Annotated in this window: 20 protein-coding genes; 14 read left to right on the top strand and 6 right to left on the bottom strand. The window is 70.4% G+C overall.

The genetic code is table 11. The features are described 5' to 3' along the window. The first annotated feature begins 90 nt into the window (after positions 1 to 90). Positions 91 to 1035, top strand: a complete 945-nt coding sequence (nudC, locus tag RM812_RS16020) for an NAD(+) diphosphatase (RefSeq protein WP_311573221.1) — start codon at positions 91 to 93, stop codon at positions 1033 to 1035. Between the two features lie 75 nt (positions 1036 to 1110). Here nudC and RM812_RS16015 read toward each other — a convergent pair whose 3' ends face one another. Then, positions 1111 to 1353, bottom strand: a complete 243-nt coding sequence (locus RM812_RS16015) for a mycoredoxin (RefSeq protein ID WP_055417962.1) — start codon at positions 1351 to 1353, stop codon at positions 1111 to 1113. Positions 1354 to 1519: 166 nt separating this feature from the next. Here RM812_RS16015 and RM812_RS16010 point away from each other — a divergent pair, with 166 nt between their 5' ends. The 4 genes from RM812_RS16010 (at position 1520) to RM812_RS15995 (ending at position 5086) form a co-directional block, all read left to right on the top strand. After that, positions 1520 to 3721 carry an ATP-dependent DNA helicase UvrD2 gene (locus RM812_RS16010; protein WP_394816457.1) on the top strand — a complete coding sequence of 734 codons (2202 nt, stop codon included), beginning with the start codon at positions 1520 to 1522 and terminating at the stop codon, positions 3719 to 3721. 163 nt (positions 3722 to 3884) lie between these two features. Beyond that, entirely contained in the window at positions 3885 to 4205 is a 321-nt protein-coding gene (locus tag RM812_RS16005) for a hypothetical protein (RefSeq protein ID WP_311573220.1), read from the top strand. 174 nt (positions 4206 to 4379) lie between these two features. After that, positions 4380 to 4766: a WhiB family transcriptional regulator gene (locus tag RM812_RS16000; RefSeq protein WP_311573219.1), complete on the top strand. Its 387-nt coding sequence runs from the start codon at positions 4380 to 4382 to the stop codon at positions 4764 to 4766. Next, positions 4763 to 5086, top strand: coding sequence for a hypothetical protein (locus tag RM812_RS15995; RefSeq protein ID WP_311573218.1), 324 nt, complete (start codon positions 4763 to 4765; stop codon positions 5084 to 5086). The genes RM812_RS16000 and RM812_RS15995 overlap by 4 nt, the downstream gene beginning before the upstream one ends. A 109-nt stretch (positions 5087 to 5195) precedes the next feature. Here the strand turns inward: RM812_RS15995 and RM812_RS15990 are convergent, their stop codons facing one another. Beyond that, positions 5196 to 6578, bottom strand: coding sequence for an ABC1 kinase family protein (locus RM812_RS15990; protein ID WP_311573217.1), 1383 nt, complete (start codon positions 6576 to 6578; stop codon positions 5196 to 5198). Beyond that, entirely contained in the window at positions 6571 to 7785 is a 1215-nt protein-coding gene (locus RM812_RS15985) for a TOMM precursor leader peptide-binding protein (RefSeq protein ID WP_311573216.1), read from the bottom strand. The genes RM812_RS15990 and RM812_RS15985 overlap by 8 nt, the downstream gene beginning before the upstream one ends. A gap of 266 nt (positions 7786 to 8051) precedes the next feature. Here RM812_RS15985 and RM812_RS15980 point away from each other — a divergent pair, with 266 nt between their 5' ends. The 4 genes from RM812_RS15980 to RM812_RS15965 all read left to right on the top strand — a co-directional run bounded on the left by RM812_RS15980 (position 8052) and on the right by RM812_RS15965 (position 11948). Then, positions 8052 to 8648, top strand: a complete 597-nt coding sequence (locus RM812_RS15980) for a M48 metallopeptidase family protein (protein ID WP_311573215.1) — start codon at positions 8052 to 8054, stop codon at positions 8646 to 8648. A 138-nt stretch (positions 8649 to 8786) separates the two neighbouring features. After that, positions 8787 to 10481, top strand: a complete 1695-nt coding sequence (locus RM812_RS15975) for a TerD family protein (RefSeq protein WP_311573214.1) — start codon at positions 8787 to 8789, stop codon at positions 10479 to 10481. A 13-nt stretch (positions 10482 to 10494) separates the two neighbouring features. Next, positions 10495 to 11175 carry an AIM24 family protein gene (locus RM812_RS15970; RefSeq protein ID WP_311573213.1) on the top strand — a complete coding sequence of 227 codons (681 nt, stop codon included), beginning with the start codon at positions 10495 to 10497 and terminating at the stop codon, positions 11173 to 11175. Between the two features lie 17 nt (positions 11176 to 11192). Beyond that, the gene (locus tag RM812_RS15965) at positions 11193 to 11948 is read left to right on the top strand and encodes an AIM24 family protein (protein ID WP_311573212.1); all 756 of its coding nucleotides are present in this window, start codon (positions 11193 to 11195) and stop codon (positions 11946 to 11948) included. 65 nt (positions 11949 to 12013) lie between these two features. Here the strand turns inward: RM812_RS15965 and RM812_RS15960 are convergent, their stop codons facing one another. Together RM812_RS15960 and RM812_RS15955 are read right to left on the bottom strand one after the other, a co-directional pair. Further along, positions 12014 to 12529 (bottom strand): NUDIX hydrolase, encoded by a 516-nt coding sequence (locus tag RM812_RS15960; protein ID WP_311573211.1) that lies wholly within the window; start codon positions 12527 to 12529, stop codon positions 12014 to 12016. After that, on the bottom strand, positions 12526 to 13986 hold the full coding sequence (locus tag RM812_RS15955; RefSeq protein ID WP_311573210.1) for a zinc-dependent metalloprotease: 1461 nt from the start codon (positions 13984 to 13986) through the stop codon (positions 12526 to 12528). The genes RM812_RS15960 and RM812_RS15955 overlap by 4 nt, the downstream gene beginning before the upstream one ends. Before the next feature lie 192 nt (positions 13987 to 14178). Here RM812_RS15955 and RM812_RS15950 point away from each other — a divergent pair, with 192 nt between their 5' ends. From RM812_RS15950 to RM812_RS15935, 4 genes are all read left to right on the top strand, one after another. Continuing rightward, a complete protein-coding gene (locus tag RM812_RS15950; RefSeq protein ID WP_311573209.1) occupies positions 14179 to 15300 on the top strand; it encodes an SDR family oxidoreductase in 1122 nt (373 codons plus the stop codon). A 93-nt stretch (positions 15301 to 15393) separates the two neighbouring features. Next, the gene (locus tag RM812_RS15945) at positions 15394 to 15855 is read left to right on the top strand and encodes a molybdenum cofactor biosynthesis protein MoaE (protein WP_311573208.1); all 462 of its coding nucleotides are present in this window, start codon (positions 15394 to 15396) and stop codon (positions 15853 to 15855) included. Positions 15856 to 15998: 143 nt separating this feature from the next. After that, positions 15999 to 16163: a hypothetical protein gene (locus tag RM812_RS15940; protein WP_311573207.1), complete on the top strand. Its 165-nt coding sequence runs from the start codon at positions 15999 to 16001 to the stop codon at positions 16161 to 16163. A gap of 52 nt (positions 16164 to 16215) precedes the next feature. After that, positions 16216 to 17310: a YlbL family protein gene (locus RM812_RS15935; RefSeq protein WP_311573206.1), complete on the top strand. Its 1095-nt coding sequence runs from the start codon at positions 16216 to 16218 to the stop codon at positions 17308 to 17310. Positions 17311 to 17353: 43 nt separating this feature from the next. On the opposite strand, the gene RM812_RS15930 is transcribed toward RM812_RS15935, so the two are convergent. Further along, positions 17354 to 17896, bottom strand: coding sequence for a PPA1309 family protein (locus tag RM812_RS15930; protein WP_311573205.1), 543 nt, complete (start codon positions 17894 to 17896; stop codon positions 17354 to 17356). Between the two features lie 164 nt (positions 17897 to 18060). On the opposite strand from RM812_RS15930, the gene RM812_RS15925 reads away from it, so the two are divergent. Next, positions 18061 to 21036 (top strand): UPF0182 family membrane protein, encoded by a 2976-nt coding sequence (locus tag RM812_RS15925; protein WP_311573269.1) that lies wholly within the window; start codon positions 18061 to 18063, stop codon positions 21034 to 21036. Positions 21037 to 21086 lie beyond the last annotated feature (50 nt).

Below are 21086 nucleotides of genomic sequence, written 5' to 3'. Positions count from 1 at the left end.
AACTCTCCCGGACCCGATCGCCACCCGTCGTACGACCCGCTGAAACCGCCTGCCGAAAAGAACCGCTCACCGGGGGAGTTGGAAGCACCCGTGACCATCTGGACCGACCACACCGCCGACCGTCCCATCTCGCTCACCGCTCCGAGCGGTATCGACCGCGCCGCCCACCACCGCCTCGACGAGGCCTGGCTCGCGGCGGCGTGGAGCCACCCCTCGACGCGCTGCTTCGTGGTCTCCGGTGGTCAGGCGCTCATCGACGAGACGCCCGACGGGCGCACCGAACTCGTCATGACCCCCTCCTTCGAGGCCCCCCTCACCGAGGCGCACCGCTACTTCCTGGGGACCGACGAGGACGGCGTCAGCTACTTCGCCCTCCAGAAGGACTCCCTGCCCGGCCGCATGGACCAGTCCGCGCGCCCGGCGGGTCTGCGCGAGGCCGGCCTGCTGCTGTCGCCCCGCGACGCGGGCCTGATGGTGCACGCGGTGGCCCTGGAGAACTGGCAGCGTCTGCACCGGTTCTGCTCCCGCTGCGGCGAGCGCACCGTCATCGCCGCCGCGGGCCATATCCGCCGTTGCCCCGCCTGCGGCGCCGAGCACTATCCGCGCACCGACCCCGCGGTGATCATGGCCGTCACCGATGCCGACGACCGCATCCTGCTCGGCCGCCAGGTCCACTGGCCGGAGGGCCGCTTCTCGACGCTCGCCGGTTTCGTGGAGCCCGGCGAGTCCATCGAGCAGTCGGTGCGCCGTGAGGTGCACGAAGAGGTCGGCATCACCGTCGGCCCGGTCGAGTACGTCGCCAGCCAGCCCTGGCCCTTCCCGTCCAGCCTCATGCTGGGCTTCACGGCCCGCGCCACCTCCACCGAGATCAACGTCGACGGCGACGAGATCCACGAGGCCCGCTGGTTCTCCCGCGACGAACTGGGCGCCGCCTTTGATTCCGGCGAGGTGCTTCCGCCCTACGGCATCTCGATCGCGGCTCGCCTCATCGAGCTCTGGTACGGCAAGCCCCTGCCCACGCGGGGCTTCGTCTGAGGCCGACGACACAAAGGGGTGGCCCTCCCCTGTGGGAGGACCACCCCTTTGCACACCGTTCTGTCGGCCGCCCGCTTACGCGCCGACCTTCTGCTTCACCTGTGCCAGCGACGGGTTCGTCAGGGTCGAGCCGTCCGGGAAGAGCACGGTCGGCACCGTCTGGTTTCCGCCGTTCGCCTTCTCCACGAACGCGGCGGACTCCGGATCCTGCTCGATGTTGATCTCGGTGTACGCGATGCCCTCGCGGTCCATCTGGCTCTTCAGCCGACGGCAGTAGCCGCACCACGTGGTGCTGTACATCGTCACAGTGCCCGGCATGTCTATCGCGCTCCTTCGGCGGCTCGGGGATGAGGTCGCAGCTGGGGAACGTCTGCGGCGGTGCCACCATTCCCGGCGCGTGACGCTTGTCGCATTGATACGACTATCGGTGCGTGCCTGTGGACAACCGACTCACCTGTCTCCCACGACCTGGCAGCATGGCGGTGTGACAGCAGCAACGCACTCCACCCTCTTCCCGCAGGTACCGGACTCGGCCGATGCGGTGCTCGACGGGCTCGACCCCGAGCAGCGCGAGGTGGCGACCGCCCTGCGCGGTCCGGTGTGCGTGCTGGCGGGCGCGGGTACGGGCAAGACCCGGGCGATCACCCACCGCATCGCGTACGGGGTGCGGGCCGGGGTCCTGCAACCGTCCAGCGTGCTCGCCGTCACCTTCACCAACCGCGCCGCCGGGGAGATGCGGGGGCGGCTGCGCCAGCTCGGCGCCGGCGGCGTACAGGCTCGCACGTTCCACTCGGCTGCCCTGCGCCAACTCCAGTACTTCTGGCCGAAAGCGATCGGCGGCTCCCTGCCCAGGCTCGTCGACCGCAAGATCCAGCTCGTCGCCGACGCGGCCGCCGCCTGCCGCATCCGCCTCGACCGGGGCGAGCTGCGCGACGTCACCGCCGAGATCGAGTGGTCCAAGGTCACCCAGACCGTCCCCGCCGACTACGCCCTCGCGGCGGCCGAGGCCGGCCGCGAGGCGCCCCGCCACCCGGCCGAGATCGCCCAGCTCTACTCCGCCTACGAGGACATCAAGCGCGGGCGCGGTGTGATCGACTTCGAGGACGTGCTGCTGCTGACGGTGGCCGTCCTCCAGGACCGGCAGGACGTCGCCGCACAGGTCCGCGCCCAGTACCAGCACTTCGTGGTCGACGAGTACCAGGACGTCAGCCCCCTCCAGCAACGCCTGCTGGAGCTGTGGCTCGGCGACCGGGACGACCTGTGCGTGGTCGGTGACGCCAGCCAGACGATCTATTCGTTCACGGGAGCAACCCCCGACCATCTGCTCGACTTCCGCATGCGCCATCCTGGCGCCACCGTCGTCAAGCTGGTCCGCGACTACCGATCCACCCCGCAGGTCGTCCACCTCGCCAACGGCCTGCTCGCCCAGGCCCGTGGCCGGGCCGCCGAGCACCGTCTGGAGCTGGTCTCCCAGCGGCCCGCAGGCCCCGAGCCCGCGTACACCGAGTACACCGACGAACCGGCCGAGGCCGAAGGTGCCGCCCGCCGCATCCGAGAGCTCATCGACTCGGGCGTTCCGGCCGCGGAGATCGCGATCCTGTTCCGGACCAACTCCCAGTCCGAGACCTACGAGCAGGCTCTCGCCGACGTCGGCGTTCCCTACCAGCTGCGCGGCGCGGAGCGCTTCTTCGACCGCCCGGAAGTACGCAAGGCCAACAGCTCCCTGCGGGCCGCGGCGCGCTTCGGCGGCAACGACTCCCTTCTCGACGACGCCGTCGACCTGCCCTCCCAGGTGCGAGCGGTGCTGTCGGGGGAGGGGTGGACCTCGCAGCCCCCGGCCGGCTCCGGCGCCGTCCGGGAGCGCTGGGAATCACTGGCCGCCCTGGTCAACCTCGCCCGGGACTTCGCCGCCGCGAGTCCGGGCGCCACCCTCGGTGACCTCGTCGCGGAGCTCGACGAGAGGGCGAATGCCCAGCACGCCCCGACCGTGCAGGGCGTCACCCTCGCCTCACTGCACTCGGCCAAGGGCCTGGAGTGGGACGTCGTCTTCCTGGTGGGCGTCGCCGAGGGCATGATGCCGATCGCCTACGCAAAGACCGACGAACAGATCGAGGAGGAGCGCCGTCTCCTGTACGTCGGTGTCACCCGTGCGCGCGAACGTCTGCACCTGTCCTGGTCGCTCGCCCGTGCGCCAGGTGGCCGGCCGAGCCGCCGTCCCAGCCGCTTCCTGAGGGGGCTGAGGCCAGGGTCGGGCGCTGTGGGCGGGCCAACGACCGCGGGCGGGAGCGGGGGTGTCGAGCGCGGTTTCGGGAGCGTCGGCACCGCGGCCGCCGTCCCCAGACGGACACAGCGGACCCCGGCCCGCTGCCGGGTCTGCGGCCGCACGCTCACCGACGCCGGCGAGATGAAGCTGATGCGCTGCGAGGGCTGCCCCTCCGACATGGACGAGGGCGTCTACGCGCGGCTGCGCGAGTGGCGTGCGATCCAGGCGGGGCGCAGCGGGCAGCCGGCGTTCTGCGTCTTCACCGACAAGACACTGATGGCGATCGCCGAGTCCGTCCCGGACGACGAGCGCGAGCTCGCGCGTATCCCGGGGGTCGGGGCTCGCAAGCTCAACCGCTACGGAGCCGAGGTCCTGGCCATCTGCGCAGGCCGGAGCGCCGAGGGGCTTGACGAGGACGGCTGATACGAACTCGTCGAAAAAATAGTTTGCGCATGCCCCAGGAATCCCCATAGGTTCTTGGTCACGGGAACGGCGGCCTTCCAGAGGCCCTGAATCCGTGTTGTACTTACATATCCGCGGACTGGTTCGTCCCAGTCCCCCGAGACGCCGAGAGGAGGCGAGCCCAGTGATCAGCATCAACTTCAGCACCACCACCAAAGTGACCGATCGCTCGGCCGTCTCCCTGTGCATGCTCGGCGTTTCCAACCCGGGCACCGGTCTGTCCGGCATTCGTGCCGTGCGTCCGGCCGCCGCCTCCGTTGCCCCCGCGGGCCTTCCCGTCCGTGGGCGCAATGAGCGACCGACCAAGGCACTGGAAGCAGCAGTAGCGGCGCAGGCCAAGGCCTATGCCTTTACCGCGCCCAGTGCCGGATTCCGGAAGCAGACGACGCAGCACCACCTGATGTGGGCCTTCCGTGGGCCAGAACCCTGGAGTGATCCAGCCTGATCGCCGATCAGGCCGGCGCCTTCAGGGCCGCGGAACCCCATCCGGGATCCGCGGCCCTTCTGTTTTCCCCGAACGGGGACGACAGCAAGAAGGAGCCTCGGGACAAGAAAAGAACCCGGTACCACGCCGCCACCCGGCCAACCGGCCGGAACGACCAGACGAGGAAGACCACCCGTGCAACTCGAAGCGCACGCCCCGTCCGTACCGCCTTCCGACACGATCCCCAAGCCCGGCTCCACGGAGGACTCCACCTTGACCCCGCTCACCCCGCTCACCGCGCTCACCGCGCTCACCGTGCTCGACGACGCCATCGAGAACCTCGGCGTGCCCGTCCCCTGCCGTTCCTACGACCCGGAGGTCTTCTTCGCGGAGTCGCCGGCGGACGTCGAGTACGCCAAGTCCCTCTGCCGCACCTGCCCGCTCATCGAGGCCTGCCTCGCGGGGGCCAAGGAGCGGCGTGAGCCCTGGGGCGTCTGGGGTGGCGAGCTGTTCGTCCAGGGTGTCGTCGTCGCCCGGAAGCGGCCCCGTGGTCGCCCGCGCAAGAACCCGGTCTCGGCATGAACATCACAGGAACGATCGACCGTCCCCTCACGCACGACCCCGAGAAGCAGGCCCCGATGAAGCCGTCCGCCCACGACATCGCAGGCACCGCGCCTGAAGACTTCACCACCAGCGGCGCGAAGGACTCGCGTCAGAACAGGAACCGAGAGATGCAACTCATCCCAGAAGCCCTGGCACGTGCGCATATGCACGACCGCCTGCAAGAGGCGGAGCGGGAACGCCGGGCCCTGCGCCTGGCGACCGCTCGCCGGATGCAGCGCCGGGCCGAGCGCGCTTCGATGCGTGCCCGGCGTGCGCTCGCCATGGCGGTCATGCAGTAACCGAGCACACCCGAAGCGGTGGCCCTCCGGTTCGGGGGGCGAAGCTCTTCCTGTGGGGGCCGGTCCGGCCGAACGGACCGACCCCCACAGGGCGTTCACCGGCGGCGGCTCAGGCCTCGGCCACCACTTCCTCTACTTCGTCCGCCTCATCTGCTTCTTCCTCGGGGAGGAACCCCGCCAGCCACTCCTCCAGCTCATCGCGAAGCCGCACCGTCGCCCCCAGCTGACACAGCACGCCGATGGTGCTCAACGTCACGCGGTGGATCAGGAGGTAGGCCGGCGGCAGGTTGAGCTGCTTGGCGAGTTGGTACGCGGGGGAGCGAGGGTCGGCGATCCGGGCCGCCTGGCTGCGCATCCAGCCACGGGTGAAGGTGAACGTGTCGACCCGGGCCGGCTCGATGATCGGCAGAAGGTAGTCGAGGACGGCGTCCGGGTCCAGCTCTATCGACTCCTTGACGAAGCCTTCCGCGCAGAGCATCTCGTAGACGGCCTCCGCCTCGCCGTCCAGCGTCATGCGCAGGGCCGCCCCGATGGGCTCGGGCAGGCCACCCGGAAGGCGGTCGACCGTGCCGAAGTCCAGGACGCCCAGGCGCCAGTCGTCGTCACCGTCCGGCCCGCCGGGCAGTAGACGGAAGTTGCCGGGATGCGGGTCGGCGTGCAGGAGGCCGGTGCGGGCCGGGCCCGAGAACAGGAAGTGGGCCAAAAGCTGGCCGGCCCGGTCACGCTGCTCCGGCGTGCCGTCCGTGATGATCTCCGACATCTGGATGCCGTCGATCCACTCGGTGATCAGCACCTGTTCGCACTGGTGGACGACGTCCGGCACCACGATGTCCGGGTCGTCCGCGAACTCCTCGGCGTGGGTCTGCTGGGCCTGTGCCTCCAGGGCGTAGTCCAACTCCTCCGAGACCCGGTCCTTGAGCTCCGTGATCAACGGCTTGACGTCCATGCCGGGAACCAGCGGGCCCAGCAGGCGGGCGAAGCGGCTCAGCTGGTTCAGGTCGGACAGCAGCGCCTCGCCGGCGCCCGGATACTGCACCTTGACGGCCACCTCGCGGCCGTCGTGCCACACGCCCCGGTGCACCTGGCCGATCGAGGCGGCCGCGGCGGGTTTGTCCTCGAACTCCAGGAACAGGTCGTGCCAGTCCTCTCCGAGCCGCTCCGCGAGCACGGAGTGCACCGTGCGCGTCGGCATCGGCGGTGCCGCCTCCTGCAGCTTGGTCAGCGCCGCCCGATAGGGGCCGGCGACCTCCTCGGGCAGCGCCGACTCGAAGACGGACAGGGCCTGGCCGAACTTCATCGCCCCACCCTTGAGCTCACCGAGCACCTTGAACAGCTGCTCAGCGGTCCGCTGCTGCAGCTGCTGGCCGACGATCTCCGCGGACTCACCCACAATCCGCTTGCCGAGCCCCCAGGTCGCCCGCCCGGCGAAGCCGAGCGGGAGCGCGGCGAGCTTGGCGGTCCGGGTGACCGCCTTGCGCGGAAGATCAGACATGCGCCCTCCAAGTCCCAGCCGACCGCGCCGTCACTGCCTCACGGCGAACTTCTGCTGATGGCCATTGCCCAGCCATTGTCGCGCGCCGATCCCCATCCTCGGGGGTGTGTTCCGGCTCACCCTTCGCGGCGGCTCCGCACGGGCACGCGGGATGTGCCCGGACCGTCCGCGTCCGCCACCGCAGACCGGGCAGCGAGACCTCCCAGCGCTCACCGACGCTCGAGGGCGTCCGGCCGTCCAGGAAGGCGAGCGCGTGGGCTGCCGCCAGCCCGGCGACGGCCGTGGCCAGCGTGAGGTCGCAGGGCCGTACCTGGCGCTGCCCGCCGGAGCGCCACTGCGCCACCAGGCGCGGCCAGGCCGGGTCGCGGTCGGTGCGGTCCGCGTGCAGACAACCCGCACACCCCGTCTCGCCGGGCAGGACGAGGGGGCCGACGACGCCGGTCCCCTCCACGACACCGACGTACAAATGGGGCGTGCCGGAAGCCATCAGGGGTTCCGCGGTGGCCGGGTCGGGTGCGTGCACCGCGACGTCGTCGCGCGGGGCGACGACCACCAGGGAGAAGCCCGGGTCGCCCTCGTCCGGCGGAGTCGTGGGACGGCGGCGCGACGGCCGACCGGGGGCGGCCCGGCGGACGACGCGGCGGGCCGACTCGTCCCGACGATCGCCGACGGCCTCGGCGGGCAGCCCGCCGGGGGCCACGTCCCACGGCTCGACGCGTCCGCCGTCGCGCACATCGATCTCGCCGACGCCCGCGCCCGACAACAGGCAGGACAACACCGCACCCACCCGGCCCGCACCCTTCACCCGCACCCGCAGGGCACGCCGGGCGACCAGGTGCCTGATCGCATCCCCCGGCGCCGAGGTCGTCAAGGACAGTGAGGCCAGATCGGGGCGGAGCCGGTCGAGTACCTCCTTCTTCTCCCGCAGGGCCTCGGCCTCCGGCCCACCGCCGCGCGAGTCGTCGAGAAGCCCGGCTCGCGCCAGCCGTTCCACCACCTGGTCCACATGCCCCTCCGGCAGGTCCATGCGGCGACCCTCCTCGCGCAGGAGTGCCGGCCCGCGGGTGCCGTTGAGCAGTTCGAGGAAGCTGCCCGTCGCCGTGTCCACCGGGCCGAGCGTCAGCGCATGCGCCGGCGTCATCCCGAACTGCACGGTGTTCAGATCCCGCCAGCCCCGCCTGAGCGCGGGCTTCACCACTGGATGCATGACTGGTCCCCCGTACGTCTTCGCACGCCTTCGCACGTCCCCGTGTGGCCGGCGGTGGTCGGTCGCGTACTGGGTCGTGCGGTCGGTCGCGCATCCGCCGGCGAGTGCCAGCATGCCCGGATTCGCGACCGGGCGTCGAAAGTTGTCCACAGGTAGTGGGTATTCGTCGTACAAATCAGTCGCACGCCTCGAAAGTGGGGTGGCGGATCGGTACCGAACCATCCCGGAGCCGGGACTTCCCCGTGTGCAGCGGGTAACGTCGGGGCGTGTCCGCCGACCCACTGCACCGCGCCGGGGCGCCCCAGCGCACACCGACGAATCCGCTGCCGAACGGCTCGGGGGCGCCCGCGATCGAGGTCCGCAGGAGCACCCGGCGACGCCGGACGGTTTCCGCGTACCGCGAGGGCGATCGCACCGTCGTGCTGATCCCCGCCCGGATGTCCGAGGCGGAGGAGCAACGCTGGGTGAGCCTCATGCTGGACAAGCTGGCTGCCCAGGAGAGCAAGCGCGTCCTCGGCGACGTGGAGCTGGCCGAGCGGGCGGAGCGCCTGTCGGCCCAGTACTTCGACGGCCGGGCCCGGCCCTCCTCGGTCCGCTGGGTCACCAACCAGAACACACGCTGGGGCTCGTGCACCCCGTCCGAGGGAAGCATCCGGCTGTCGCACCGGCTCCAGGGCATGCCCGAGTACGTCGTCGACTACGTCCTTCTCCACGAACTGGCGCATCTACTCGTCCCCGGGCACGGGCCGCGGTTCTGGCGGCTGCTGGAGGCATATCCGCGGACCGAGCGGGCCCGGGGCTACCTGGAGGGCGTGGTCGCCGCCGACCGGCTGCCGCACGTGCCCGGGGCCCGCAGCGAGTAGCGCGCTCCCCTCGACGGCGCGTCCGGCACGGCCGCGCACGGGTTCTGTACCGGGTCTGTACCGACTTCCTTCGGTGTCAGGGTTTGCCGTTAGCCTGACGCGACGCACTCACATTCGGATGGGGGACGGTCGTAACGCATGGCCAGGGAATTCCAACGCGGCCACAAGGCCAGGATCAGTGACCTCACCGCGGGCACGGATCTGTACGTAGGCGTGCAGATCTCCGGCCCCGGGCTGAGCTTCGACATCAGCTGCTTCGGTCTCGACGCCGACGAACGGCTGTCGGACGACCGGTACTTCGTGTTCTTCAACCAGCCGAAGACCCCCGAGGAGTCCATCCAGCTCCTGGGTGCGCAGGCGGGTGACACGGAGTCCTTCAGGGTCACCCTCGACCGGATCCCGCCGCAGATCCAGAAGCTGTCCTTCACCGCGACGATCGACGGCGCCGGCCAGATGTCGCAGGTCGGCCCCGGGTACCTCCGGATCGTCGCGGGCGGCGAGGAGGTGGCCCGCTACCCGTTCAGCGGCTCGGAGTTCTCCACCGAGCGGGCCGTGATGCTGGGCGACTTCTACCTGAAGGACGTGTGGCGGTTCGCCGCCGTCGGACAGGGCTTCGACGGCGGGCTCGACGCGCTGCTCAGGAACTTCGGCGGAGAGGTGGCCGAGGAGGAGGCGCCCGCGGCGCAGCAGCCCCAGGCCGGCGCCGCCCCGGGCTTCGCCCCGCCCGCCCAGGCCGCGGCGCCGCCGGCGTTCGGCGCGCCCGCACCGGCCCCCGCGCCCGCACCGCAGCCCGCCCAGCCCGCACCGCAGGGCTTCGCACCTCCGCCCGGTGCCACGCCGCCCCCTGCTCCGACCCCGGCCCACGCGCCGACCATGCACGCCGCGCCGACCATCGTCGCGCCCATGAACACGCCGCCCGGCGGCTCCCCGGTGCCGCCCCCGGCGCCCGGGCCGTACGGTCAGCCCGGTCAGCAACCGCCGCCGTACGGCCAGGTCCCCGGTCAGACCGCGCCGCCGCCCCCCGGCTACGGCCAGCCGCAGGCCACCCAGGCCCCGCCCCCGCCGCCCGGTTACGGCCAGCCCATGCCGCCTCAGGGATACGGACAGCCGACTCCGCCGCCGGGCTACGGTCAGCAGGCTCCCCACGGTGCGCCGCAGGGCATGCCCCAGGGGGCCGGTGTGACGGCCGCGCTCCAGCAGTTCCGCGAGACGGCGACCGGACAGCGCTGGACCCAGCAGAACAAGAAGCTCGTCCGCGTCGATCTCGGTGCGGAAGGCCAGCCGGTACTGGCCCGCCAGGGCAGCATGGTGCTCTACCAGGGCAAGGTCGACTTCAGCTACAAGGGCGCCGGGTTCGCCGGCCGAGTCGTGGGCAACGCCACCGGCCAGGAGATGCAGCTGATGCGCTGTACCGGCAAGGGACAGGTGTTCCTCGCCGACAACTCCGCGATGTTGCACCCCATCGAGCTCCAGGGCGACGCCGTGTGCGTCTCCGCGGAGAACGTCCTCGCCTTCGACGAGAGCCTCCAGTACGAGGTCCGCCGCATCGAGGGCCACGGCATTCCCGGTGGCGCGCTGTTCACGATGCAGTTCCAGGGCACCGGCACGATCGTGGTCAAGACGCACGGCGTGCCCGTGGTGCTGCCGGTCACGCCCACCACGTTCGCCGACTGCAACGCGGTGGTCGCCTGGTCGGCCGCCGCCCAGGTGGTCGTCTCCAGCCAGGTGCGGATGCGTCGCAACTCCTACGCGGGCGACACGGGCGAGAGCGTCAACCTGCAGTTCCGGGCGGCGCCCGGCAGCTTCGTCGTCGTCCAGCCGTACGAGATCTGAGGGAGAGCCCGTCATGAACCAGCCGCTCGCGGGCTACGCTCCCGCACCCGTCACCGCCCGCATGGAGAACCACGGCAATCACATGCTGAAGGTCGCCATGCAGACCGGAAACGACCTCCTCGCGCGTGTGGGCTCGATGGTCGCCTACGAGGGCTTCGTCCAGTACGAGCCCAACCCACCGGCCGTACGCCAGATCGCCCGTGACTGGGCCACCGGTGAGGGCGCGCCCCTGATGAAGTGCTCCGGAGACGGCCTGCTCTATCTCGCCGACTACGGTGCGAACGTCGTCGTCATCAACCTCAACGGCGACGGGATCTCCGTCAACGCCACCAACCTGCTCGCCTTCGACGCCCACCTGACGTGGGGTGTGGAGCGGGTCAAGGGCCTGGCGAAGTTCGCCGGGCAGGGCCTGTGGAACACCAAGATCTCCGGCCAGGGATGGGTCGCGCTCACCTCCCGGGGCAAGCCGATCGTCGTCGACTGCGGCGGTGGTGACGACGAGACGTACGTCGACCCGGACGCGCTCGTCGCCTGGTCCCCGAACCTCAAGGTGAAGGGCAAGCGCAGCTTCAAGGCGCAGTCGCTGATCGGCCGCGGCAGCGGTGAGGCCTTCCAGATGGCCTTCTCCGGTCAGGGCATCGTCGTCGTCCAGCCCAGCGAGGACAGCACCGACCGCCTCCGGGTCCGGGGCTGAGGGGGAGCCAGAACATCATGCAGAGCCCGCTTTTCGCCTACAACGACCAGCAGACCCAGGAGCCCTGGAGCCTGCAGAACAAGCACATGCTCCGCGTCGCCCTGGAGGGGCACGACGACGTGCTCGCCCGCAAGGGCACGATGGTCGCCTACCAGGGGCTCGTCGAGTTCGACGCCGAGTACCAGAGCAACAACCAGTCACGCGCGCGTGCGCACACCGGCGAGGGCCTGGACCTGATGCGCTGCCACGGGCAGGGCACGGTCTTCTTCTCCAACCTCGCTCAGTACGTCCACGTGATGGAGGTGGAACAGGACGGCCTCACCGTCGACAGCAGCTACGTGCTGGCGATGGACTCGTCCCTTCACCACGAGGTCGTCGCGGTCGACAGCCTGTACGGCATCTCCGGCTCGGGGAAGTACCAGCTCAACATCACCGGCCGGGGCAGGGTGGCACTGATGACCTCGGGCGCCCCGCTGCTGATGCAGGTGACGCCCGACAAGTACGTCAACTGCGACGCCGACGCGATCGTCGCCTGGTCCACGGGTCTGCGGGTGCAGATGCAGGCCCAGACGCACTCCTCAGGGGTGTGGCGGCGCCGCGGCAACACGGGGGAGGGCTGGGAGCTGAGCTTCATGGGCAGCGGCTTCGCCCTCGTCCAGCCCAGCGAGCTGCTGCCACCGCAGAACGCCCAGGTCGGGTCCGGTCTGGCCGCGCAGTACGGCATGGGGCAGCAGGGCGCCCGCGGCCAGAACCAGGGCAACGTCTGGAGCTGAGCGCGGAGCGCCGTGTCGTCCGGGCGGTAAGGGGTGATCGCAAGGGCGGTCACCCCTTACCGACCTCAGAGCCGGGCGCGGGCCGCCTCCAGCAGGCGTACGACCGACTCGTCGGCCACGTCCGCCACCTCGGCGTACGGGAACCATCGCAGGTCGAGGGACTCGTCGCTGATCGCCTCCACGGCCCCGGCCGGAGCCAGTGCCGCGTACTGGACGTCCAGGTGCCAGGCGCAGGGAGTGGGGTGGCGGTCCAGCCGCACCGGGCCACCGGGGGACAGGGTCAGCCCCGCGATGCCCGACTCCTCGGTCGCCTCGCGCAGGGCGGCCCTGGCCAGGGTCTCGTCGACCGGCTCGCAGTGGCCGCCCATCTGCAGCCACATGCGCAACTTCTTGTGCAGGGTCAGCAGGACCCGCTCGCGCGACGGGTCGATCACCAGCGCGCTCGCGGTGATGTGGCCGTCCCCGCAGGCTTTCCACATGCCGTCGGGGTGCGCCGCGAGGTGATCCAGATAGGCCTGCCGCAGCTCGTCCTGGCCGGTGTAGCCCTTCAGGACCAGGACCGCGTCGTCGTGGAGGCTCACCCGGCGTCGTCGCCCTTGCCCTCGCCCTTGCCGTCGGGCTTGTCCCCGGCCTCGTCCTCGGCCTTCTTCTCGAGGTCCGGCTTGCCGGCGGCCTCGCCGAGCATCTTGTCCAGCTCGGAGAAGTCGAGCTGCTCACGGTGCACGAAGCCGTCCGGGTCGCTCAGGTCGGTCGCGGTCGGCAGCATGTCCGGGTGGGCCCACAGGCCGTCCCGGCCGTCGACACCGCGCGCGTCCGTCAGGGACGCCCACAGGCGGGAGGCGTCGCGCAGACGACGCGGCCGCAGCTCCAGACCGATCAGCGTGGCGAACGTCTGCTCCGCCGGGCCGCCGGAGGCGCGACGGCGGCGCAGCGTCTCGCGCAGCGCGTCGGCGGAGGACAGGCGCGGCTTGGCGGCGGCGTGCACCACCGCGTCCACCCAGCCCTCGACAAGCGCCAGGGCCGTCTCCAGACGGGCCAGGGCCGCCTTCTGCTCCGGGGTGTCCTCCGGCTGGAACATGCCCTGCTGGAGAGCCTCCTGCAACTGCTCGGGGTTCTGCGGATCGAACTGGCCGACCACGTCCTCCAGCTTGGCCGTGTCGACCTTGATCCCGCGGGCGTAGCCCTCGACCGCGCCGAACAGGTGCGAGCGCAGCCACGGCACGTGCGCGAAGAGGCGCTGGTGAGCGGCCTCGCGCAGGGCGAGATACAACCGCACCTCCTCCTGCGGCACGCCGAGGTCCTTGCCGAACGCCTCGACGTTCACCGGCAGCAGCGCGGCCTTGCCCGCCGGGCCGAGCGGCAGGCCCACGTCGGTCGAGCCGACGACCTCGCCGGCGAGCACACCGACGGCCTGTCCGATCTGCGTGCCGAACATGGCACCGCCCATGGAGCGCATCATGCCGATCAGCGGGCCGGCCATGGCCTGCATCTCCTCGGGCAGCACATCGCCCATGGCGGTGCCGACGCGCTCGGCCACCGGGTCGACGAGCTCCCGCCAGGCGGGCAGGGTCGCCTCGACCCACTCCGCGCGGCTCCAGGCCACCGCGGTGCCCGCCCCGGAGGGCAGGGCGGTCGCGTCGTCCAGCCACAGGTCGGCCAGGCGGACGGCCTCCTGGACGGCATTGCGCTCCGCGGGGCCGACGCTGGCGTCCTTGGTGCCGTCCGGCGTGCCCTGGGCGACCGTCTGGCGGGCGATCTGCTTGGCCATGTCCCAGTTCACCGGGCCGCCCTCGTAGGAGAGCATCTGGCCGAGCTGCTGGAACGCGGCGCCCAGGTCGGTGGGGTTCATGGAGCCGAACATCGCAGCGAACGGGTTGTCCGCACCGGGGCCGCCAAGGCCTCCGGCTCCGGTCATCCCGAAACCGAACGGGTTGGCCGGTCCCTGACCACCGCCGCTCTGCTGGTCCTTCTTCTTGCCCTCGTCGCCGTCGTCCGGCTCCTCCGGCGGAAGGCCGAATCCGAATGGGGTGTCACTCACGGGGTTCCTCGGCTGGTAAGGCCGCCGGTTCTTTCCGGCGGCACGGCTGCCCGACATCACCACCCAGCGTAGACACCCGGGGCGGTTCGGGCCTCGGTGCTTCGCCGACTGACGGCCTGCGGCAGGATGGATGCCACCTGGTACGTACGCGTCGAGCGCGCCCGTACTGAAGACAACCGCTGGAGACGCCCGGTGAGTTCCCCAGATCCGCAGGTTCGCGCAGCGCGAAACCAGTCAACCAGTTCCGTCGGCTCCGGCACGCGCGGACCCGTCGTCGCGGTCACCGGTGCCGCGTCCGGGATCGGCGCGCTGCTCACGGCGCGCCTCGCCGCGTCCGACGAGATCAAGCAGGTCGTGGCCATCGACGAGCGGCGCGGTGAGTGCGCTGCGGCACGGTGGCAGATCCTGGACGTACGGGACCCGGCGATCGCCGAGAAGCTGCGCGGCGCGGACGTGGTGGTGCACCTGGCGCTCGACCTCGACCTGGAGACCGACGCGGCCGCCCGGACGGCCTACAACGTGCGGGGGACCCAGACCGTCCTGACCGCCGCCGCGGCGGCCGGCGTGCACCGGGTCGTGCTGTGCACGTCCGCGATGGTCTACGGCGCGCTCGCGGACAACGAGCTGCCGCTGTCCGAGGACGCGGAACTGCGTGCCACGGCCGAGGCCACGGGGGTCGGGGACCTGCTGGAGATCGAGCGGCTCGCGCGCCGCGCGCCGCGCGCCCACCCCGGACTCAATGTGACCGTCGTCCGCCCCGCCGTGCTGGTCGGAGGCGTGGACACGGCGCTGACCAGGTATTTCGAGTCGCCTCGGCTGCTTGTGGTGGCCGGGTCCCGGCCGGCCTGGCAGTTCTGCCACGTCGATGACCTGTGCAGCGCTCTCGAGTACGCCGTGCTGGAGAAGGCCGACGGCGAGCTGGCGGTCGGGTGCGACGGGTGGCTGGAGCAGGAGGAGGTCGAGGAGCTCAGCGGGATCCGGCGGATGGAGCTGCCGTCGGCGGTCGCGCTCGGCGCGGCGGCCCGGCTGCACCGGATCGGCCTGACGCCCTCCCCGGCCGGGGACCTGGCGTACACGATGTACCCCTGGGTGGTGAGCGGCAGTCGGCTGCACGACGCCGGCTGGCGGCCGAAGTACACCAACGAGGAGGTGCTCGCGGAGCTGCTCGAGGAGGTCTCCGGACGGCACACGGTCGCCGGGCGGCGACTGGGACGCAAGGACGCGACGGCGGCGGGGGCCGCCGGAGCGACGGTGGCGCTGCTGGGCGCGGCGGCGGTGGTGCGGCGGGCGCGGAAGGCCCGGCGCCGGATCTGAGACGGCCCCTGTAGGAGGCTCCAAAGCGGTACGCGCGCGTGCCGGGCGATAGCGCTATTCCGCGCTGTCCGTGCCGTGGGGCACGATGGGCGCATGGCAACCACCAACGACCACCCCGGTGAGCTGGCCGCACCGGACCCCGTCAAGCTGATCGGCATCCGGGAGACGCCCCTCTCCGTCGACGAGGTCTTTCGGGCCGTCGGGGACGACGCGGCCGGAGGGACCGCGCTGTTCGTGGGGACCGTGCGGAACCACGACGGCGGGACCGACGTCGACCGGCTCGGGTACTCGTGCCATCCCAGTGCCGAGGCCGAGATGCGGCGGATCGCCGAGAAGGTCGTCGCGGAGTTCCCCGTGCGGGCGCTCGCGGCCCTGCACCGTGTGGGGGATCTGGAGGTCGGGGACCTCGCCGTGGTCGTCGCCGTGTCCTGCCCGCACCGGGGCGAGGCCTTCGACGCCTGCCGGAAGCTGATCGACGACCTGAAGCACGAGGTGCCCATCTGGAAGCACCAGACGTTCTCCGACGGGACCGAGGAGTGGGTCGGAGCCTGCTGAAGGCGGTGGAACCCCCCGAATGGCCCCCTGCCCCACGTGCCGCTCCGGTTGCGTAACCGGCACCCCGGCGTGAGCGTTGTCACGGCGGATGGTTAATCTGCTGATCAGTCAGTGGCGGACGCTCATGGGGTTGGGAGGTCGGCATGGCAGCGCTTGCCTGGTTGCTGATTCCGCTTGTGGCCGCTGTCGGCGCGGGACTGTGGGGCAGTTGGGCCAACCGGACGCGCAAGGCACGGAGCGACGGCCCCGAGCTGGACGGGTACGCCCGTTTCCGTGAGGCCATGGAGAGGCCCCGCATCGGCTCCTGAACGAGCGCCGCCCTGACGGTGCTCCGACAGCCACGTCCCGTACTGTCGTGCCATGCCACGCCGCACCGCGACGATGCTCGCCTCCACCCTGATGCTGATCGCGCTCCTGTGCGCGGGTGTGTTCATCCCCGTGCCGTACTCGGAGATGTCCCCGGGGCCGACGGTGAACACGCTGGGGGATCACGACGGCGAGCCGGTGTTGCAGATTTCGGGGCACAAGATCTACGAGGCGAATGGTCATCTGAACATGACCACCGTCCGGGTCACCAGCGCCGACTACAAGATGAACCTCGTGGAGGCCGTCTACGGATGGCTCGCGCACGACAACCGCGTGGTGCCGCACGAGACCCTCTACCCGGACGGCAAGACCGAGGAAGAGGCCACCCAGGAGAACGCCGAGGAGTTCAGCCAGTCCCAGGAGAGCGCCAAGGTCGCCGCTCTGAAGGCGCTCGACATCCCGGTGAAGTCCTGGGTGGTCGTCTCCACAGTCGTCAAGGACTCCCCGGCCGAGGGCAGGCTGCACGCCGGCGACGTGATCAAGGCCGTGGACGGCACCACGGTCAAGAAGCCCGCCGACGTCGCCGAGCTGGTGACCAAGCACAAGCCCGGACAGGACGTCGTCTTCACGATCGTGCCCGCCAAGGAGCAGGCCGCCGCGGAGAAGGAGGGGCGGACGCCCACGGAGACCCGGAAGGTCACGATCACCACCGCGAACTCCGACGACGCCGGCGAGAAGCGCGCCATCGTCGGAATCTCCGCGGGGACCGATCACACCTTCCCCTTCTCCATCGACATCAAGCTGGCCGACGTCGGCGGCCCGAGCGCCGGTCTGATGTTCGCCCTCGGCATCTACGACAAGCTCACCCCGGGCGACCTCACCGGCGGCAAGTTCGTCGCCGGCACCGGGACGATCGACGACAACGGCAAGGTCGGCCCGATCGGCGGCATCGGAATGAAAACCATCGGGGCACGTGACAAGGGCGCCCAGTACTTCCTGACACCCGCAGACAACTGCGCGGCCGCCGCCGAGGACACCCCCGACGGGCTCACCCTCGTGAAGGTGGACACCATCGACGACGCCCTCGGCGCACTTCAGGACATCCGCTCCGGGAAGACCGCCGACCTGCCGAAGTGCACGACCGGCTGACGGAGCGGGCAGCCGCACAAGGGTCCCGCGGGGCCCCGCGGGACTACTCCTCGAAGGTCGCGGTGAGCGCCTGCGCCAGGCCCGGCACCAGGTCGGAACCCGTGAGAACCTCCGTGGCGGCGTCCTTCTCGCGCAGCCGCAGCGCCGAGTCGCGGGTGCCGTCGCGCAGGACCGCGACCGTCATGCGGACCTCCTGGCGGTCCGGGTGCTCCGCCACCCACCGCGCCAGCTTCGCCTCGTCCAGGCCCTGCGGGACCTGGGCCTCGGCGGACGGCGGCAGCATCAGGCGTTCCACCGCGAGAGCGCAGCCGACGACCGCGTCGGGCCATGCGATGGTGCCCAGGAACTCGTCCAGCGGCTGGTCCGTTGGAATTTCGTCCTGCTCGATCGGGGTCAGGCCGGAGCTTTCCGTCTCCTCCTGCAGACCGAGCCGGTCCGCGAGCGAGGGCTGATCGGTCCGCAGCCGTGCGGTGTCGACAAGTGCAAAGAGGCGTGCGGGCTGGTCCCAGCCCAGGCCGGAGACGTACTCGTCGATCTCGAGTACGGCCCGGGTGAGGGGGCTCGCTGCCATGGGGGTGTTGGACATGGTCACAATCCTGCCTCGTTACTGGCCCGAATCGGGAACCGAGTAAACGATGAGTAAGTTGCATAAGTGTGGGCCCACGATCACGAGGGCGCACGGGGGGCCCGCGAACCCGAGGGCCTGACGGATCAACAGCGAACTTCGAGGTGCGCACCTTGGCTTTCCAGATGCCGGACCGCGGCGGAGGCCCCCCGACGGGGCCGCGGATCAGAGTGGGCCGCCCGTCCCGGCGTGTCCGAACCCTGCTGCTGACACTCGGTGTCCTCGCCGTGCTCGGCATGGCGTTCACCATGTTCGCGGGCTTCTGGACGGACTGGCTGTGGTATCGGTCGGTCCACTACTCGTCGGTGTTCACGACGACCCTGTGGACCAAGATCGGACTCTTCTTCGTCTTCGGTCTGCTGATGGCGCTCGCCGTCGGGTTCAACATCTGGCTGGCGCACCGGCTGCGGCCGCCGCTGAGCGCCATGTCGATGGAGCAGCAGAGCCTCGACCGGTACCGGATGGGCATCGCCCCGTACAAGAGGTGGCTGCTGCTCGGCATCACCGCTCTGGTCGGCCTGATCGCGGGCGCCTCGGCGTCCGGCCAGTGGCGGACCTGGCTGATGTGGGTCAACGGCGTGTCCTTCGGACAGAAGGATCCCCAGTTCAAGCTGGACGTCTCCTTCTACGCCTTCGACCTGCCCTGGTACCGGTTCCTGCTCGGCTTCGGCTTCGCCGCGGTGATCATCTCCGTGATCGCCGCCGCGCTCACCCACTACCTGTACGGCGGGCTGCGCGTCACCAGCCCGGGTGCGCGCGCCACGGCCGCGGCCACCGGACACCTGTCGGTGCTCATCGGCGTCTTCGTCGCCCTCAAAGCGGTCGCCTACTGGCTCGACCGGTACGGGCTGGCGGTGAAGTCGAGCGACTTCAAGGCGACCGACAACTGGACGGGCCTGAGGTACGTCGACGCGAACGCCTATCTGCCCGCCAAGACGATCCTGTTCTGCATCGCGGTCATCTGCGCGCTGCTGTTCTTCGCCACCCTGTGGCGGCGCACCTGGCAGCTGCCCGTGATCGGCTTCGGCCTGATGGTGCTCTCCGCGATCCTCATCGGCGGCCTGTACCCGGCACTCGTCCAGAAGTTCCAGGTCCAGCCGAACGAGCAGGCCAAGGAAGCGCCGTACGTCGAGAAGAACCTCAAGGCGACGCGCGAGGCGTACGGGATCGAGGGCACCCAGGTCGCGGAGTACGCGGGCAGGAGCGAGACCAAGGACAGGACCAAGCTCCGTGACGACGTGGACGCCGCCGCGTCCGTCCGGATCATGGACCCGAACGTCATCTCGCCGACGTTCCAGCAGCTCCAGCAGATGCGGAACTACTACGCGTTCCCGACCAACCTGGACGTCGACCGCTATGCCAAGGACGGCAAGGACCAGGACACGGTCATCGGTCTGCGCGAGCTGAACCTCGCCGGCATTCCGAAGAAGAACTGGATCAACAACCACTTCCGCTACACCCACGGCTACGGCGTGGTCGCGGCCAAGGGCACTCAGGTCGACTCCGAGGGCCGCCCGGTCTTCACCGAGTCCAACCTGCCGTCCGAGGGCGACCTCCCGACGTACGAGCAGCGGATCTACTACGGCGAGAAGACCACCACCTACTCGATCGTCGGCGGTCCCCAGAAGGAGATCGACTACTCCGACGACAGCGGGGAGAAGACCTTCAGCTACAAGGGTGACGGCGGGGTCGACCTGTCCAACCCGATCAACCGGGCGGCCTACGCGGCGGCGTTCGGCGAGCCGCAGATCCTCTACTCCGGCGCGATCGGCGAGGGCTCGCGGATCCTGTACAACCGCACACCCAAGGAGCGCGTCGAGGCGGTGGCCCCCTGGCTGACCATCGACGGCGACGCCTACCCGGCGGTGGTGGACGGCCGTATCCAGTGGATCGTCGACGCGTACACGACGACGAACGGCTATCCGTACGCCTCCCGTACGACGCTCGGCGACACCACCGCCGACTCGCTCACCGCGAACAACAACTCGCGCGCGGTGGTGGCCCAGCAGAACCAGGTCAACTACATCCGCAACTCCGTGAAGGCGACCGTCGACGCGTACAGCGGTGACGTCAAGCTCTACCAGTGGGACACCAAGGATCCGGTCCTGAAGACCTGGATGAAGGCGTTCCCGAACACGGTGCAGGACAAGAGCGAGATCTCCGGCGACCTGATGGCGCATCTGCGCTACCCGCAGGACCTGTTCAAGGTCCAGCGCGAGCTGCTCACCCGCTACCACGTGAAGGACGCGAACACGTTCCTCAGCGGCAGCGAGGTGTGGCAGGTGCCGGACGACCCGACCAACAAGTCGGGTGACGCGGTCCCGCCGTACTACCTGAGCATGAAGATGCCCGACCAGGACCAGCAGTCGTTCTCGCTGACGACGACGTTCACGCCCAATGGACGGGACAACCTCAGTGCGTTCATGGCGGTCGACGCCGAGGCGGGAACGGAGGGCTACGGCAAGATCAGAATCCTGAAACTGCCGACGAGCACGACCGTCGACGGCCCCAAACAGGTCCAGAGCCAGTTCAACTCCGAACAGGACATCGCCGAGTCCATCAGGCTGCTGAGAGGCGGCGACTCGGAGGTCGAGTACGGAAACCTGCTGACGGTGCCCCTCGACGGAGGCCTGTTGTACGTGGAGCCGGTCTACGTACGCGGTGGCGACCTCAAGTACCCCCTGCTGCGCAAGGTGTTGGTGAGCTACGGAGGCAACACCGCCTTCGAGAACACGCTCGACGAGGCCCTCAACAAGGTCTTCGGAGCGCAGGAGTCCGGAACCGAGCAGCCACCGGACGAGGGTGAGGGCACGACCGAGCCGCCGCCGACGTCCACCAACCCGACGGTCCGGGAAGCGCTGAGTGATGCGCAGAAGGCCTTCGACGCCGGCCAGAAGGCCTTGGAGCAGAAGGACCTGGCCGCGTACGCCGAGGCGCAGAAGGACCTGGAGGCGGCGCTGCAGCGGGCCGAGGATGCGCAGGCGAAGGCCGACGAGAGCGCCGGCGGCAAGAACGGGGACGGCGGGAAAGCCGGCGACAAGAGCGGGGACGGCAAGGCCGACCCGAGCGGCACCCCGACCGGAGACCCCGGCGGCGGCTGACCCCTCGCTCGAGCTGCGCGTTCGAGCTGGTCAAAGCCCATCCCGCGCCG

Origin of the sequence: Streptomyces lancefieldiae, assembly GCF_031845825.1 — a bacterium.
GTDB lineage: Bacteria > Actinomycetota > Actinomycetes > Streptomycetales > Streptomycetaceae > Streptomyces > Streptomyces lancefieldiae.
Note: the sequence above shows the minus strand (reverse complement) of the source record. Positions and strands in the feature narration are given on the sequence as shown.

Excerpts from the sequence above, each read along its gene's own strand:
- RM812_RS16015 (WP_055417962.1), bottom strand. The coding sequence starts at position 1,353 with ATGCCGGGCACTGTGACGATGTACAGCACCACGTGGTGCGGCTACTGC.
- RM812_RS15995 (WP_311573218.1), top strand. The coding sequence starts at position 4,763 with ATGAACATCACAGGAACGATCGACCGTCCCCTCACGCACGACCCCGAG.
- RM812_RS15990 (WP_311573217.1), bottom strand. The coding sequence starts at position 6,578 with ATGTCTGATCTTCCGCGCAAGGCGGTCACCCGGACCGCCAAGCTCGCC.
- RM812_RS15985 (WP_311573216.1), bottom strand. The coding sequence starts at position 7,785 with ATGCATCCAGTGGTGAAGCCCGCGCTCAGGCGGGGCTGGCGGGATCTG.
- RM812_RS15975 (WP_311573214.1), top strand. The coding sequence starts at position 8,787 with ATGGCCAGGGAATTCCAACGCGGCCACAAGGCCAGGATCAGTGACCTC.
- RM812_RS15970 (WP_311573213.1), top strand. The coding sequence starts at position 10,495 with ATGAACCAGCCGCTCGCGGGCTACGCTCCCGCACCCGTCACCGCCCGC.
- RM812_RS15965 (WP_311573212.1), top strand. The coding sequence starts at position 11,193 with ATGCAGAGCCCGCTTTTCGCCTACAACGACCAGCAGACCCAGGAGCCC.
- RM812_RS15945 (WP_311573208.1), top strand. The coding sequence starts at position 15,394 with ATGGCAACCACCAACGACCACCCCGGTGAGCTGGCCGCACCGGACCCC.
- RM812_RS15940 (WP_311573207.1), top strand. The coding sequence starts at position 15,999 with ATGGCAGCGCTTGCCTGGTTGCTGATTCCGCTTGTGGCCGCTGTCGGC.
- RM812_RS15935 (WP_311573206.1), top strand. The coding sequence starts at position 16,216 with ATGCCACGCCGCACCGCGACGATGCTCGCCTCCACCCTGATGCTGATC.
- RM812_RS15930 (WP_311573205.1), bottom strand. The coding sequence starts at position 17,896 with ATGTCCAACACCCCCATGGCAGCGAGCCCCCTCACCCGGGCCGTACTC.
- RM812_RS15925 (WP_311573269.1), top strand. The coding sequence starts at position 18,061 with ATGCCGGACCGCGGCGGAGGCCCCCCGACGGGGCCGCGGATCAGAGTG.